15 protein-coding genes are annotated in these 13,512 nt (G+C 66.9%); 7 read left to right on the top strand and 8 right to left on the bottom strand.

Annotated features, from left to right (window positions below; translation table 11 throughout):
- Positions 1-18: 18 nt before the first annotated feature.
- The 3 genes from KUV38_RS15135 to KUV38_RS15125 form a co-directional block, all read right to left on the bottom strand.
- Positions 19-921 carry an alpha/beta hydrolase gene (locus KUV38_RS15135; protein ID WP_222470843.1) on the bottom strand — a complete coding sequence of 301 codons (903 nt, stop codon included), beginning with the start codon at positions 919-921 and terminating at the stop codon, positions 19-21.
- Entirely contained in the window at positions 918-1,745 is an 828-nt protein-coding gene (locus tag KUV38_RS15130; protein ID WP_222470842.1) for an MBL fold metallo-hydrolase, read from the bottom strand. Before KUV38_RS15130 ends, KUV38_RS15135 begins: the two co-directional genes overlap by 4 nt.
- Positions 1,746-1,817: 72 nt before the next feature.
- Positions 1,818-2,783 carry a Bug family tripartite tricarboxylate transporter substrate binding protein gene (locus tag KUV38_RS15125; RefSeq protein WP_222470841.1) on the bottom strand — a complete coding sequence of 322 codons (966 nt, stop codon included), beginning with the start codon at positions 2,781-2,783 and terminating at the stop codon, positions 1,818-1,820.
- 141 nt (positions 2,784-2,924) lie between these two features.
- Between KUV38_RS15125 and KUV38_RS15120 the strand changes: the two genes are divergently transcribed.
- Both KUV38_RS15120 and KUV38_RS15115 read left to right on the top strand, forming a co-directional pair.
- On the top strand, positions 2,925-3,887 hold the full coding sequence (locus tag KUV38_RS15120) for a LysR family transcriptional regulator (protein WP_222470840.1): 963 nt from the start codon (positions 2,925-2,927) through the stop codon (positions 3,885-3,887).
- A complete protein-coding gene (locus KUV38_RS15115) occupies positions 3,884-4,354 on the top strand; it encodes a DUF3237 domain-containing protein (protein WP_222470839.1) in 471 nt (156 codons plus the stop codon). The genes KUV38_RS15120 and KUV38_RS15115 overlap by 4 nt, the downstream gene beginning before the upstream one ends.
- Before the next feature lie 9 nt (positions 4,355-4,363).
- Here KUV38_RS15115 and KUV38_RS15110 read toward each other — a convergent pair whose 3' ends face one another.
- The 5 genes from KUV38_RS15110 to KUV38_RS15090 are packed head-to-tail and all read right to left on the bottom strand — an operon-like array spanning position 4,364 to position 8,755.
- On the bottom strand, positions 4,364-5,257 hold the full coding sequence (locus tag KUV38_RS15110) for an SMP-30/gluconolactonase/LRE family protein (RefSeq protein ID WP_222470838.1): 894 nt from the start codon (positions 5,255-5,257) through the stop codon (positions 4,364-4,366).
- Positions 5,254-5,586, bottom strand: a complete 333-nt coding sequence (locus KUV38_RS15105) for a DUF6385 domain-containing protein (RefSeq protein ID WP_222470837.1) — start codon at positions 5,584-5,586, stop codon at positions 5,254-5,256. Before KUV38_RS15105 ends, KUV38_RS15110 begins: the two co-directional genes overlap by 4 nt.
- Entirely contained in the window at positions 5,586-6,470 is an 885-nt protein-coding gene (locus KUV38_RS15100; RefSeq protein WP_222470836.1) for a DUF6772 family protein, read from the bottom strand. Before KUV38_RS15100 ends, KUV38_RS15105 begins: the two co-directional genes overlap by 1 nt.
- 39 nt (positions 6,471-6,509) lie before the next feature.
- Positions 6,510-7,631, bottom strand: coding sequence for a mandelate racemase/muconate lactonizing enzyme family protein (locus KUV38_RS15095; RefSeq protein ID WP_222470835.1), 1,122 nt, complete (start codon positions 7,629-7,631; stop codon positions 6,510-6,512).
- Entirely contained in the window at positions 7,628-8,755 is a 1,128-nt protein-coding gene (locus KUV38_RS15090) for a mandelate racemase/muconate lactonizing enzyme family protein (protein WP_222470834.1), read from the bottom strand. Before KUV38_RS15090 ends, KUV38_RS15095 begins: the two co-directional genes overlap by 4 nt.
- 130 nt (positions 8,756-8,885) lie before the next feature.
- On the opposite strand from KUV38_RS15090, the gene KUV38_RS15085 reads away from it, so the two are divergent.
- Genes KUV38_RS15085 through KUV38_RS15065 form a run of 5 tightly spaced genes read left to right on the top strand, consistent with a single transcriptional unit; the run spans position 8,886 to position 13,483 of the window.
- Positions 8,886-9,647, top strand: a complete 762-nt coding sequence (locus KUV38_RS15085; RefSeq protein ID WP_222470833.1) for a FadR/GntR family transcriptional regulator — start codon at positions 8,886-8,888, stop codon at positions 9,645-9,647.
- A complete protein-coding gene (locus KUV38_RS15080; RefSeq protein WP_222470832.1) occupies positions 9,644-10,429 on the top strand; it encodes an SDR family NAD(P)-dependent oxidoreductase in 786 nt (261 codons plus the stop codon). The genes KUV38_RS15085 and KUV38_RS15080 overlap by 4 nt, the downstream gene beginning before the upstream one ends.
- A gap of 26 nt (positions 10,430-10,455) precedes the next feature.
- Positions 10,456-11,694, top strand: a complete 1,239-nt coding sequence (locus KUV38_RS15075) for an ABC transporter substrate-binding protein (RefSeq protein WP_222470831.1) — start codon at positions 10,456-10,458, stop codon at positions 11,692-11,694.
- Positions 11,695-11,711: 17 nt separating this feature from the next.
- Entirely contained in the window at positions 11,712-12,635 is a 924-nt protein-coding gene (locus tag KUV38_RS15070; protein WP_222470830.1) for a carbohydrate ABC transporter permease, read from the top strand.
- Positions 12,635-13,483, top strand: a complete 849-nt coding sequence (locus tag KUV38_RS15065) for a carbohydrate ABC transporter permease (protein ID WP_222470829.1) — start codon at positions 12,635-12,637, stop codon at positions 13,481-13,483. The genes KUV38_RS15070 and KUV38_RS15065 overlap by 1 nt, the downstream gene beginning before the upstream one ends.
- The last annotated feature ends 29 nt before the right edge of the window (positions 13,484-13,512 follow it).

Here is a 13,512-nt window from a genome sequence, read left to right as displayed (position 1 = left end):
TCCTCCCTGTTGAAACGCTTATCCGTAGAGCCTTTGCAGCCAGCCGAAGATGAGAGCCCGCGCCTCCTCGTGGCGGGCCTTGCCGCTGACCACCCAGCCGTGGTCGCAATCGTCGAACTGATGCACGGCGATATCGACGCCTGCGGCGATGAGCTGCCCTGCGTAGCGGTGCGCCTCGTGGCGCAGCGGGTCGAGCCCGGCCACCAGCATCAGCGCGGGCGGCTGGCCGTGCAGGTGCTCGGGCGCGGCCAGCACGGGTGAGACCAGAGGGTTGGCCATGTTGTCGGGCTGCTGGCAGTAGAGCACGTTGAAGGCGTGCATCCGCTCGGCAGGCATGATCGAGCGCGGGTCCACCTTGTCTTCGGGCGGGGTGGCGGCATCGAGAAACGGGTAATCCAGCACTTGGCCGCAGGGGCGGAAAGCGCCGCTCTCGGCCACCATCTGGCAGATCGAGGCGGTGAAGTTGCCGCCCGCCGAGTGGCCGCCGATGGCGATGCGGTTTGCGTCGATCCCGAGCGTGTCGGCATTTTCGAAGGCCCAGGCCACCACATCGTGGCACTCATGCAAGCCGGTGGGGAAGGGATGTTCGGGGGCGAGGCGGTAGTCGACATCCAGCACCAGCGCCCCGGTGGCGCGGGCCAGCTGGGCGCAGAAGATCGTGTCGCGCCGGTGGTAGGGCCGCACGAAGCCGCCGCCGTGGAAATTGATGAAACAGGGGCGCGGGGTGGTGCCCTCGGCGGCGGTGACCTTCATCACCCGCGAGGGGCCAACGCGGGTGGGCACGGCGATTTCCTCGACCGTGACGGCAGCGAGGTCGGCCTCCATCTCGGGGGTGATGGTGGGGGGCAAAAGGGTGCCGCCGCGCAGCTCTTCGGCCAGAGCCAGTTGCGCCTCAGGCGTCATGTCGAAGGAGTAACTCATGCCGCCTCTCCCATCAGGGTGCGGACCTGCGCGATGCGGCCGTCGATCAACCCGTGCCAGATCGCCGGGTCGTGAAACGGATTATGGCCGGGCCGGATGGCCTCGACCTTCTCCAGCATGCCCACCTGCGCGGGATGCGAGCCGAGGGTGACCTGCACCGGAATGGCGCGGACCTTCAGCATGGAGGCGAGGTAATCGTTACGGGCGCTCACCGGCAGGCCGCTCTCGGCCAGAAAGGCATCGCCCAACGTGTTCAGGCCAACGCCGCCGTGCATGCCGCAGAGCAGTCCACCCGCCTCGAAGAAGAACGAGGTGGTGCCCGGCGTGTGGCCCGGAGTCAGCACGGTGCGGACCCTGCGGTCGCCAAGCTCGACGGGCGTGTCATCGGAGAAGAAGGCATCGGGCGTGAAGCTGCCGCAGGGGTAGCCGCTGGCAAAGATCTGGTCGGGCCGCTCCTGCATGAAGTCCCAGTCCTCGCGGCTCATCATCACCCGCGCGCCGGTCGCCTCCACCAAGGCGCGAACACCGCCGATGTGGTCGTAGTGCATGTGGCTGATGAGGATCAGCTCGATGTCTGCCGGGTCCAGCCCCAGCTTCCGGATCGCCTCGAACAGCAGGTAGACCTGCGGCTGCATCGTGGTGTCGATCAGCACTAGCCCCGCGCCGGTATCGAGCAGGTAGGCGCCGACCCAGCCGTTGCCGACGTACCAGGTGCGCTCGGCCACCTCGAAGGGGTCCACATCCACCTCCCACGGGCGCTCGCACCCTTGGCAGAGGCATTCAAAGGGGTCGCTCGGGATTTGGGGCAGAGCTTTACTGGACATGCGCGAATGGCCTGTTGCTAGAGGGTAGGAAAGTGGGGCGCCGGGCAGGGGGCTGCCCGGCGCGGTGGTGGTTCAGTTGGTGAGGCCGAGCATCTCGGCGGTGGCCTTCACCGCCTCACTGGACGAGGCGATGCGCGCCTGGCTCTCGGCCACGCCCATCGGGCTGATCGGCATCCGCATCTGGGCGAGCTTGTCGGTCACATCGGCATTGCCGAGCACGGCGGCGAAGGCCCCGTTGACCTGCTCGACCAGCCCGGCATCCATTCCCGCCGGGCCGAGCACGATGAAATCGAGCCCGTAGACGGCCTCTTCGTAGCCCAGCTCATGCAGCGAGGGGAAATCCGGTGCGCCCGGATCGCGCTCGGGGTTGCCTGCGATGGTGGCGAGGATGCGCAGATCGCCGTTCTCGACATATTGCAGGGTGCCCGGTGTGTTCACGAAAGCAGCGTCGATCTGGCCGCCCTGAAGCTGCACCAGCTTGTCGGCGTCCGACCCGGCTTCGACCATACGGAACTGCGCGTCACTGGCCTTGGTCAGCAGCCCGGCCATGAAGTGCGAGCCGGAGCGAAACTGCACCCCCAGCGTCACCTTGTCGGGGGTTTCCTTGGTGGCGGCGATCAGCTCGTCGACGCTCTGGTAGGGGCTGTCGGCATCCACCGCGAGGGCAAAGCTGCCGCCGACCGGGAAGGTGGCGATGGTGGTGAACTCTTCCACCGGCGAATGGTCGTAGCCGCCGGTGTGATAGGTCGAAAGGAAGCCGGTGTGGTAGTAGAGCAGGGTCTGCCCGTCAGGATCGGCGGTGCGCACCTGCTCGGCGGCCACGGCGCCGCCGCCACCGGGGCTGTTGACCACGACGACACCCTCGCCGATCTGCTCCTGAAGCTGCGCCGAGATGATCCGCGCGCCCGCGTCGGTGCCGCCGCCCGCCTTGGCGGGCACCAGCAGTTGCACGGCGCCCGAGGGCCAGTCTTGCGCCTCTGCGGTGGCCGGGGCCAGCCCGAAGCCGAGCGCCAGAGCGGTTGCGCCAAGCGCGGCCATCAGGGGCCGGCGTGCAATGCGGCTGTGAGTTTCGCGGTGCATAGAGAATCCTCCCAAATATCTCCTCGCTGGCCACGCTATTGACTTTAGTCATAGGTTTGTAATTCCTTTTGAGGGCAACTCATAAGTGATACTTATGCCATGTCCCTGACCGCCGCCGTCCTGCTGAACCGCCTTACGACCCGCGCCAAGATCCGCCATATGCGGGCGCTGATGACCCTCTGCGAGCTGCGCGGCATGGGCCGTGCGGCGCAGGCGCTGGGCATCACCCAGCCCGCGATGAGCCAGCTTGTTGCCGAGTTGGAAAAGCTGCTCGATACCCGGCTCTTCCTGCGCCACTCCAAAGGGGTGGACCCGACCCCGGCGGCGCTCGATCTGCTGCCGATTGCAAGCCGGATCGTGGCGGCGACGGAGGAGGGGGCGGAACGGATTGCCTCGCATCACCGGCGCGAGGGCGGGATGGTGCGGGTTGGCTCCTCCGCCGCCGCGACCGGTGCCCTGCTCGATGCTGCCCTGCCAACGTTTGGGGCCGCGCATCCCAACATTTTCACGCAGGTCCAGACGGTAATCGGGCAGGCGCTCGACAATGCCTTTTCGGGTGACGAGTTCGATGTGGTTTGCTGCCGCGAGCGTGAAGTGCTGCCAGATGGCTGGGCGTTCGAGGCGCTGGTGCCGGACGAGCTGATCGTGGCCGCAGGCACCTCGCACCCGCTGGCGCAGCAGGCCGGGAAGGTGAGCATAGAGGCGCTCTCCCGCGCAACATGGGTGCAGCACACCGCCGTTTCGCTGGCCCGCGACCAGTTCGATATGCTGCGCGAGCGCCACGGTTGGGACGAGTTGAAACTGGTGCATGTGACCTCGCGGATCCCGGTGCTGAGCTGGTCGATGCTGAAGACCGGCGAACTGCTCTCGCTCGTGCCGCGCAGCGTGGTGATGCCGTGGCTCTCGATCGGGCTGTTGAAGGAACTCGACGCCGGGCTGGGCTTGCATCTGCCGCCGATTGGCTATCACTGGCGGCCAGACCGCACGGGCCGCGCGGTGCGGCGCTTCTTCGAGGCGCTGGCACAATGCGCGGCACCGCAGGCAGAGGAGACAGCCCCGTGAGCCAGTTTGATACCATCGCGCCGCCCCGCCTTGGCCACCGCCTGTTGTGGGAGGCGCTGGTGGATGTGGAGGAGATGCGCAGCCTCGGGCAGGGGCCCACGGGCGAGCGCCGGATCGTGCCGATCACCGGCGGCGAGTTTCGTGGCGGGCCGGGGTTGGAAGGGTTTTATGGAACGGTGCTGGCTGGCGGGGCCGACCGGCAGCTGGTGCGGGCCGATGGCTCCAAGGAGCTGGACGCGCTCTACGAGATGGAGGTGGCCGATGGCACGCTGCTGACCATCCGCAACCGGGTCATCATCGATGAGAGCCTGCCCGGCCCGCGCTACGCGCTTTCGCGGATCGAGGTGCGCGCGCCCGAAGGGCCGTGGGAATGGCTCGGGCGGCGGTTGATCGTGGGGACGTTGCAATCCGCCCGGCCCGAGCGGGCGGCTGTGCTGATCCGGGGCTGGGAGATGACCAGCGCTTGAGGCCGCGCCTCAGCCGTGCAGCAGGCAGACCGGTTCGGGCAGGCCTTGGTGGCCTGTCTCGATGGCCAGCACCGCACCATCCGGCCCGCCCCCTGAAGATGAGGGGTCGAGGCTGGTGAGGTAGAGCGTGCGCAGGTCCGGCCCGCCGAAGCACGGTTTGGTCGGCCAAGTCACCGGCAGGTCGATACAGAGGTCCACCCGCCCCGCCGGGGTGATCCGCAGCAGCTCGCCGCCGCCCACGCCCGCCATCCAGTAGCAGCCATCCACGTCCACGCAGGCGCCGTCCGGCCTGCCCGCCCGCCCGGCGGTGTCGTAGAACAGGCTGCGGTTGGTGAAAGCGCCGGTTTCCGGCTCGTAATCGAACCGCCAGATCCGCCGCAGGCTCTCGTAGCTATCGGCCACATAGGCGGTGCGGTCGTCTGGGCTGAAGGCCAGCCCGTTGACGATGTGCAGCCCGCCAAAGTGGCGGGCAAGCTGGCCCGCCCCGGCCTCACCGCTCCAGTGATAGAGCGCGCCGGAGGCGACCGAACGGTCGCTCAGGGTCATGGTGCCGAAATGAAAACGCCCGCCGCGCGAGGTGGCCCCGTCATTGGCGCGGTGACTGGCAGCCGCCTCGGGCGGAAGAAGCGCGTGGGGCGCGAGGGTTCCGGTGGCCGGGTCGAAGAGGTGCAGGCCGTCGGGCATGGCCACGACGAGCGTATCTGTTGCAGTCAGGGCGATGCACCCGGGCTGATCGGGCAGCGGCCAGCGGGTGAGGGCTTCTGCCTCCGGATCAAGGCGCAGCAGGGCGCGGCCCTTGATGTCCACCCAGAACAGCACATTGCGGCGCGGGCACCAGAGGATGCCCTCCCCCACCTCGCAGCGGGTACCCTCCAGCAGGCGGATCTCGGGGCGCAGGCTCACACCTTGAGGTGGAGGGTCACAAGCAGGGTTGCCGCGCTCCCGGCGTCAAACTCACCCGCCAGCCGCAGCCAGTTGCCGAAGTGCGTGAGCCGCACCGCAGCCACCTCACCCTCGGCGGGCACCTCGACCGTTGCGCCCTCGTCCAGCCAGTGCATCCCGTCTGGCGAGATCTGGACCCGCAGCGCGGGCTGCGCGCCCTCAGGGGCCTTCAGCGAGCGGACGAAGAGCACGGCCTCGCGGGCCCACCCGGCCTCGAACGGCTCTGTCGCGGCGCCCCCCTCCCAGCGCTCGTTGCGGGCGAGGATGGCGGTGATGTTCTCGGGCAGCATCAGAAATCTCCCGAAATGCAGACGGAATCGATGTAGAGGAACGCCCGCTTGGCGGCGTCGGTCTCCACAAAGAAGGCGAAGTTGAGCATGTTCCAGAGGTTGGGCATGGCGGGGATCTCGATGGACTCGAAGCCCGAGACATCGAACTCCCGGTCGTTCACCCGGAAGGCCAGCGGGCGCATCGCATCCAGGTCGAAGTCGAAGCACATGTAGTGCCAGTTCACCTTGGTCGCGATCTCGTTGTAGCACATCAGCTGGTCGCCGCCCGGCAGGTCCTGCCAACCATCGGGCGAGAGGTGATAGTGGCTCGCGGTCTTCTTCTCGCTGCCGATGTCGGTGAATTGGGTTTGCCCCGGCTTGTACTGCCACTTGCGCAGGGTCTCGCCCTGATCGGCGTTCAAGAACCGCAGGTGCGGCATGACCCGGCGTTTTGCCATCTGATCCCCGCCCTGAAGGTCGAACAGAAAGCCCCAGGACCGCACGTCATTGTCGCCCAGCCGCAGCTCGGTGGCCTCGGGCTTGTAGGTGACATAGGCCTCGAAGCGGATCGGGCCGCGGTGGCGCATCGTCAGCCGCTTGATCGCCACATTCTGCGCGCCGGGGCGCGGGCGGGTGGCGATTTTCAGGGCATAGGAGCTGTCATAGCTGCCGTGGGAGCCAGCATCCCAATGAGCCAGCGTGGAGAGCATGGCGCTGGTGTGCTGAGCGTAGCCGGGGAGCATGGTATCGAGGCTGCCTTCGTAATTGCCCACCAGCTGCGACCAGCCGCAGTGCCCGCGGCTGAAATCGTCGTGGCAGATGATCCGGCGCATCGGGTCGAACCGGCTGAGTTGCGGGTCGGCCAGCAGCATCCCCTGCCGTATCGCCTCGGTCTGATCTGTCATTGCATCGCGTCCTTCCTTGCCCCGGAGGGGGCGTCACTTTCACTTGCTGCGCAGGTGCGCCACCGCATCCCAGTCGATCTCGAGGCCAAGGCCGGGGCCGCGCGGCACGTCGAGCGTGCCGTTTTGCTGGCGCAGGCAGCCGGGCTTCAGGTCGGCGATATCCACCTTGAAGGGGCTTTCGTCGCCCTCGCATTCCATCACCCGGAAGTTCGGCATGGCCGCCGAGAGGTGCACGCTGGCCGTCTCGCAGACGATGCCCGACATGCCGATGTGCGGCGCGTAGCCCACGTCATGCGCGGCGGCGAGCAGGGCCATGCGGCGGGTCTCGGTCACGCCGCCGGCGCGGGCCACATCGGGTTGCAGGATTGAGAGGGTGCGATTGCTCACGAGGCGCATCGCCTGATCGACGGTGTAATTGCTCTCCCCGGCGGCCAGTGGCACGTCGCAGCGGGCGCGGAGCTGCTCGTAGCCCTGCTCGTCCTCGGGGCGCAGCGGCTCCTCGAACCAGAAGTAGCCGTTTGCGGCGAGCGCGCGGCCTACCTCGATCGCCTCGTCGAGCCCGTAGGCCCAATTGGCATCGACGCAGAGCGCGATGTCGTCGCCCGCCCGCTTGCGCATCCTCTCGATCCGGGCGCAGGCCTCCTTCACCGGGCGGGCCATCTTGACCTTGATCCTGGGGAAGCCGCGGGCGATGAACCGCTCCAGCTCGGCATCTGCTAGCTCGTCGTCGCCCCAGTTCACCGCTGCAGCATAGACGTCGATCTCGCTGCGGTTCTCGCCCCCGAGCAGCGTGGCCAGCGGCAGGCCCGCCAGCTTGCCCATGATGTCCCACAGCGCGATATCCACACCCGCGATCGCCTCGATCAGCATGCCGCCCGCGCGGCCCGAAAGGGCGCGGCGCATCTGCTGCCAATGGGCGGAGATGTTGGCGACGGGCTGGCCGACGATCCGGGGCTTGAGCAGGGTCTCTATCACCTCGGCATAGGCCTTGGGGGCGAAGCGGGCGAGGGTCTCGCCCACGCCGCTCACGCCCGCATCGGTGCGGACCTCGACCAGCACCATCGACACCTCGTTATAGGTGCCCCAAGAGGTGACGGTGGGCCGCCGCATCTGCTGGGTCAGCGGATGGGCGATGACGTCGGTAATGATGGTGCCACTCATGCTGCAAGCTCCTTGACCGCGTCCCAGTCGAGGGTGAGGCCCAGCCCCGGCCCGGTCGGCACGGCAACGCTGCCGTTCTCGATGCGTGCATGGCCGGGCGCGATGTCGGCCAGCCCGTCGCGGAAGAGATTGGGGTTGGCGGCGCATTCCATCGTGCGGGTGTTGGGCATGGCCGCGCCGAGGTGCAGGCTCGCTACCTCGCAGATGATGCCCGACATCCCGACATGGGGCGCGTAGGCGACATCATGCATCGCGGCGAGTTCGGCCATGCGGCGGGTCTCGGTGATGCCCCCTGACCGGGTGACATTCGGCTGGAGGACCGAAAGCACCCGGTCGCGAATGAGCGGCATGGCCTGATCGAGGGTGAAGTTGCTCTCGCCCGCCGCAAGCGGCACGCGGCTGCGGCGGTGGAGGCTGCGATAGCCCGCCTCATCCTCGGGGCGCAGCGGCTCTTCGAACCATGCGTAATTGTTGGCCTCGAGCGCGCGGGCGACCAACTCGGCCTCGTCCAGCGTGTAGGCCCAGTTGGAATCAGCGGTGAGGGTGATGGCCTCTCCAGCGCGGGCGCGGACCCGCGCGATGCGGGCGCAGGCCTTGTCCACCGGCCCGCCGATCTTGACCTTCATGTCGGTCAGGCCGCGGGACAGCATGGCATCGACATCCGCATCGGCTTGGGCGTCATCACCCCAACGGACCGAAGCGCCATAGACCGGCACATGGCTGCGCCCGACACCGCCCAGCAGCTGCCAGATGGGCATATTCGCGGCTTTGCCGAGAATATCCCAGAGCGCGATGTCCACCGCCGAAATCGCCTCGATCAGCATGCCGCCCGCGCGGCCCGAGAGGGCGCGGCGCATGTCGGCCCAGCGGGCGGAGATGGCGGTGGCGTCCTGCCCGATCAGGCGGGGGGCGAGGGCGCTCTCGATCAGCTCGGCGTAGCCCTGCGGGGCGAATCGCGCCAGCGCTTCGCCAACGCCGGACAGGCCCGATGCGGTGCGCACCTCGACCAGCAGGATCGAGACCGAGTCGTAGGTACCCCAAGAGGTGCGCGTGGGCTGCGGCAGCCGCTGAACCAGCGGAAAAACCTTTATTTCCGAGATCTTGTGATCTCCCTCGCCCGTCATGCGCTGTGCTCCTCCGTCACATTCGGTGTCGGGCAAGGGGTAGCAGATTTGAAAAACATAACAACTAAAAAACCTAGTTGCTAAGTTGAGAGGCCTCGCCTAACGTCAGCCCCAACAGCGAGAGGCCGAGATGATCGACAAGCGAAAGACCGACGCCCTGTTTGAAGCCACCCCGCCGACCGGACGGCTGGCGGATGCGGTCTCGCAATCCATCGCCGGGGCACTGCTGGAAGGCCGGATCGCGCCGGGCGAGGCGCTGCCCTCGGAGGGCGAGATCGCCAAGGAGTTCGGCATCTCCAAACCCATCGCCCGCGAGGCGCTGCGCCAACTGGCGGGCGTGGGGCTGATCCACACCCAGCAGGGCAAGGTCGCCCGCGCCAAGGCGCTGAACGGCGAGCCGCTCGACCGGTTCTATGGCTATGCCGTCCGCTCCAGCCTCAAGCGGCTGCGCGAGGCCAACGAGATGCGCCGCGTGGTCGAAACCGGCATCGCCCAGCTCGCCGCCGAGCGGCGGGCACCGGAGGGTATTGCCCAGATGGAGGAGGCCACCCGCCAGATGCGCGAGACCATCCTTCAGCCCGGCGGGTTCACCGAGTGCGACATCGCCTTTCACCTCGGCATGGCGGCCGCGACCGGCAACAGCATGATCAAGGTGCAGATGGAGGGCCTCGGCTCGATCCAGCGCGAAGTGTCGGAGCTGTTCTCGCGCCGGTCCAACCGCAGCAAGGCCGATTGGGAGCGGACCATTGCCCGCCACGAGGCGGTGCTGGAGGCGATCCGTTCGGGCGATGTGGAAGCCGCGCGGGCGAGCATTGATGCGCATTACGAGGCAGCCGATCTCGCCTCGCTCGAAGTGGCGGGCGAACCCGGCAGCGAAGGCCCGAGCGCGTGACAGAGCGCCCGCTCACCGGCCGCACCGCGCTGGTCACCGGTGCAAGCTCCGGCATTGGTCGGGCAATTGCGCTGGCGCTGGCGGGGCAGGGGGCGGACGTGATCCTGCATCACCACGGCCAGCCGGAGGAGGCTGAGGCGGCGGCTCAGGAGATCCGCGCGGTAGGCTGTGATGCGCGGGTTGTGGACGGAGATTTCACCGCGCCGGATGCAGCGGGCAATCTGCTCGCCCAGTTGAACGGCCAGCAGGTCGATATCCTCATCGCCAATGCCGCCATCGAGCGGCGCGGCCCGTGGGAGAGCCTGCCTGCCGATCACATTCAGGCCCATGTGCAGGCCAACTTCCTGTCGCTCATCACGCTGTTGCAGGGCCTCGTGCCCGACATGGCGGCGAGGGGCTGGGGCCGTGTCATCTGCCTCGGCTCGATCATGCAGGCCCGGCCCCGCGCCGAAACCCTGGCCTATGCGGCCATGAAGTCGGCCCAGCTCACCACCATCCGGGCCATCGCCCGCGAGGTCGCGGCGCGGGGGGTCACGCTCAACGCGGTATCGCCCGGCGCGATCCGCACCGAGCGTATGGCCGAGCGATACGACGACCCGGCCTTCGTAGCTGCCGTCACCGCCAAGATTCCCGCCGGACGCCCCGGCACGCCCGAAGACATCACCGCCCCGGTGCTCATGCTCTGCTCCGAGGGGGGCAGCTACATCACCGGGGCAGACATACCCGTCGATGGCGGATGGAGGATCGGCGACGCGATGCACGCGCTGCCCGAGAAGACCTGAAGATAAACATCTCAAGGGAGGAAAACATGACACTTACAAAGAGCCTGCCGGCCACGGCGCTCGCGCTGATACTGGCCACCCCGCTTGCGGCGCAGGAGCTGCGCTTCACGGTCTGGACGGGCAATGACGCCCACCTCGCCATGCTCAACGGCATTGCCGAGAGCTTCAAGGAGAGCCACCCGGATGTGACCGTCAACTTCGAGACGATCCCGGCGGGCGACTACATTCAAAAGCTCACCTTCCAGCTCGCAGGCGGCAACCCGCCCGACCTTGGCTGGATGTTCGAAGACAGCATGCCAGCCTTCGTCGCCGCCGGTGCGGTGCAAGAGTTGACCCCCGCGCTGGAAGGCGCCGAGGGCTACGACCTCGCCGACTTCTCCGAGCCGGCGATGGGCCTGTGGAAGGACGGCGACGCGATCTACGGCGTGCCCTTCTCCACCTCGCCATTCATGATCTACTACAACAAGGACATGTTCGATGCCGCCGGGCTCGAAGACCCGCTGGCGCTCGCCGCAAAGGGCGAGTGGGACATGGACAAGTTCCGCGAAGTGGCCAAGGCCCTGAAGGACTCGGGCGATGCCTATGGCTTCGAGTTCAAGGACGGTCAGGGCTACGATACCCGGATCATGCACGCGATCATGCCGCCGATTCGCGCCTATGGCGGATACGCCTGGCAAGACGGCGAATGCGGCTTCAACAAGCCCGAGGCCGTCGCCGCGATCACCCAGCTGCACGAGATGATCTTCGAGGATGGCTCCATCGTGCCACCGGGCGAACAGGGCGATTATTTCTCGGGCGGCTCGGCGATGACGATCAACCAGATCAGCCGCGCCTCGCGCATGGCCGAAGCGGGCTTCAACTGGGGCATCGCGCCCCTGCCCACCGGCCCGGCGGGCGCCTCCCCGATCATCGGCCAAGCAGGTCTTGTGGTGTTCTCGGAAAGTGACCAGCCCGAGCTGGCGAAGGAGTTCATCGCCCATATGACCAGCGCCGAGAACGTGGGCGTCATGGCGCAGTTCTTCCCGCCTGCCCGCAAATCGGTGCTGGAGAGTGCCACCTTCACCGAGGCCAACAGCCTGATCCCGGCGGAGCAGATGGCGGGCGTCTCGGCGGCGATCAACGAAGGCAACGTGCTGCCCAGCCACCAGAACTCGCCCCAGATCGGTGCGGCGCTGAAGCCCAAGTTCGATGCGCTCTGGCGTGCCGATGCCGATGTGCAGGCCTCTCTCGATGCCGTCTGCGACGCCATCCAGGGCGATCTGTGAGCGCCCGCTAGATGGCCGTGACCGACACCACCGAGACCACGGCGCGCAAACCCCGCGCGCCGTGGCTCACCCTTCGCAGGCGCGAGGCAATCGAGGGCTGGCTCTTTGTCAGCCCCACCCTCATCGGCTTTCTGATCTTCTTCCTCGGCCCGCTCATCGCCGTGGTGTTCTACTCGCTCACCGAGTGGAATCTGCTGAGCCAGAAGAGCACCTATGTCGGCCTCGCAAATTACACCGATGCCCTGCGCGACAACCCCGATTTCTGGCATGTGATCCGCAACTCGGTGGTCTTTGCCGCCGGTCTCGTGCCGCTGAACATGGCGCTGGCCCTCGGCCTCGCCGTCGCGCTCTGCCGTCCGGGCAAGGGCGTGGTGTTCTTCCGCACCGTCTTCTTTGCGCCCGTCATCACCTCTGCCGTGGCCTGGGCCATCGTCTGGAAGTTCCTGCTCCAAGGCGAGGCCGGGGCGGTCAACCAGATGCTGGCAGGCATTGGCATCGATGGCCCCAACTGGCTGCGCGAGCCCAACTGGGCGATGTTTGCCGTGATCGTCACCCGCGTCATCAAGATGGTCGGGCTGAACATGATCCTCTACATCGCCGCCCTCCAGGCCGTGCCGCGCGACTATGAAGAGGCAGCAAGGCTCGAGGGCGCGAACGGCTGGCAGATCTTCCGCATGGTCACATGGCCGCTGCTGGCGCCGACCACGCTGATCATCATGGTCATCACCACCATTGGCTCGTTCAAGGTGTTCGATCACATCTACCTGATGACAGGCGGCGGCCCCGAGAACGGCACGCTGGTGCTGGCCTATTACATCTACGAGCAGGCCTTCGAGTTCTTCAACATCGGCTATGCCGCGGCACTGGCGATCATCATGTTCGTCATCGTGCTGGCGCTCACCGTTGTGCAGCTGCTGCTGCGGCAGAAAGGCTCCTCCTGATGGCCCTCACCCGCAGCCAGACCCGCACCGTCACCCGGATTTTCTGGGCGCTCTCGCTCTCGGTGGTGGCGGTGCCCTTCGTCTTCCCGTTCCTATGGATGATTTCCTCGGGGTTCAAATCGGCCACCGAGATCTTCGGGCAACTCAGCCTGATCCCCGACACATGGCGCTGGGGCAATTACATCGAGGTCTTCACCTACCAGCCCTTCGCGCGGCAGTATTTCAACTCGATCTACATCGCCTGCGCGGTCACTGGCATCACCCTGATCCTGTCGTCGCTCGCGGGCTACGCGCTGGCCCGGATGCGCTTTGCCGGGGCCGGGCTGCTGATGCTCTTTCTCGTCTCGGCCCTGATGGTGCCAGAAGAGGTGACGATCCTGCCCAACTTCTTCCTGATGAAGTGGCTGGGCGTGATGGACACCCATGTACCGCTCATCCTGCTGCCGGTCTTCGGCCCGCATGGGGTGATGGCCACATTCCTGATGCGGCAATACTTCGTCTCGCTCCCCAAAGAGCTGGAGGAGGCGGGCAAGATGGATGGCCTCTCGCGGCTGGGCATCTGGTGGAAGATCGCCCTGCCGATGTCGCGCCCCGCGCTGGCGGCGGTGGCCATCATCACCTTCCTCTTCTCGTGGAACCTCTTCCTCGAGCCGCTGGTCTTTGTCTCCAGCCTCTCCAATTTCACCCTGCCGCTGGCGCTCTCCAACTTCACCGATCCCTACGGCGCGCCGCTCTGGCACCTGCAACTCGCGGCGACCTCGCTGGCGGTGGTGCCGATCCTGATCGTCTACCTGATTGCCCAGCGGCAGATCATCGAAAGCTTTGCAATGTCCGGCGTGAAGGGCTGATGCCCGTCGCCACCCGAAAGGCCTGAACC

Source organism: Vannielia litorea, from assembly GCF_019801175.1.
GTDB classification, from domain to species: domain Bacteria; phylum Pseudomonadota; class Alphaproteobacteria; order Rhodobacterales; family Rhodobacteraceae; genus Vannielia; species Vannielia litorea_B.
This window is presented reverse-complemented; position numbering and strand designations above follow the sequence as displayed.

Coding starts and splice junctions, on each gene's coding strand:
- KUV38_RS15105 (WP_222470837.1), bottom strand. CDS start 5,586: ATGCTGCCCGAGAACATCACCGCCATCCTCGCCCGCAACGAGCGCTGG.
- KUV38_RS15065 (WP_222470829.1), top strand. CDS start 12,635: ATGGCCCTCACCCGCAGCCAGACCCGCACCGTCACCCGGATTTTCTGG.
- KUV38_RS15135 (WP_222470843.1), bottom strand. CDS start 921: ATGAGTTACTCCTTCGACATGACGCCTGAGGCGCAACTGGCTCTGGCC.
- KUV38_RS15100 (WP_222470836.1), bottom strand. CDS start 6,470: ATGACAGATCAGACCGAGGCGATACGGCAGGGGATGCTGCTGGCCGAC.
- KUV38_RS15125 (WP_222470841.1), bottom strand. CDS start 2,783: ATGGCCGCGCTTGGCGCAACCGCTCTGGCGCTCGGCTTCGGGCTGGCC.
- KUV38_RS15130 (WP_222470842.1), bottom strand. CDS start 1,745: ATGTCCAGTAAAGCTCTGCCCCAAATCCCGAGCGACCCCTTTGAATGC.
- KUV38_RS15120 (WP_222470840.1), top strand. CDS start 2,925: ATGTCCCTGACCGCCGCCGTCCTGCTGAACCGCCTTACGACCCGCGCC.
- KUV38_RS15085 (WP_222470833.1), top strand. CDS start 8,886: ATGATCGACAAGCGAAAGACCGACGCCCTGTTTGAAGCCACCCCGCCG.
- KUV38_RS15095 (WP_222470835.1), bottom strand. CDS start 7,631: ATGAGTGGCACCATCATTACCGACGTCATCGCCCATCCGCTGACCCAG.
- KUV38_RS15090 (WP_222470834.1), bottom strand. CDS start 8,755: ATGACGGGCGAGGGAGATCACAAGATCTCGGAAATAAAGGTTTTTCCG.
- KUV38_RS15075 (WP_222470831.1), top strand. CDS start 10,456: ATGACACTTACAAAGAGCCTGCCGGCCACGGCGCTCGCGCTGATACTG.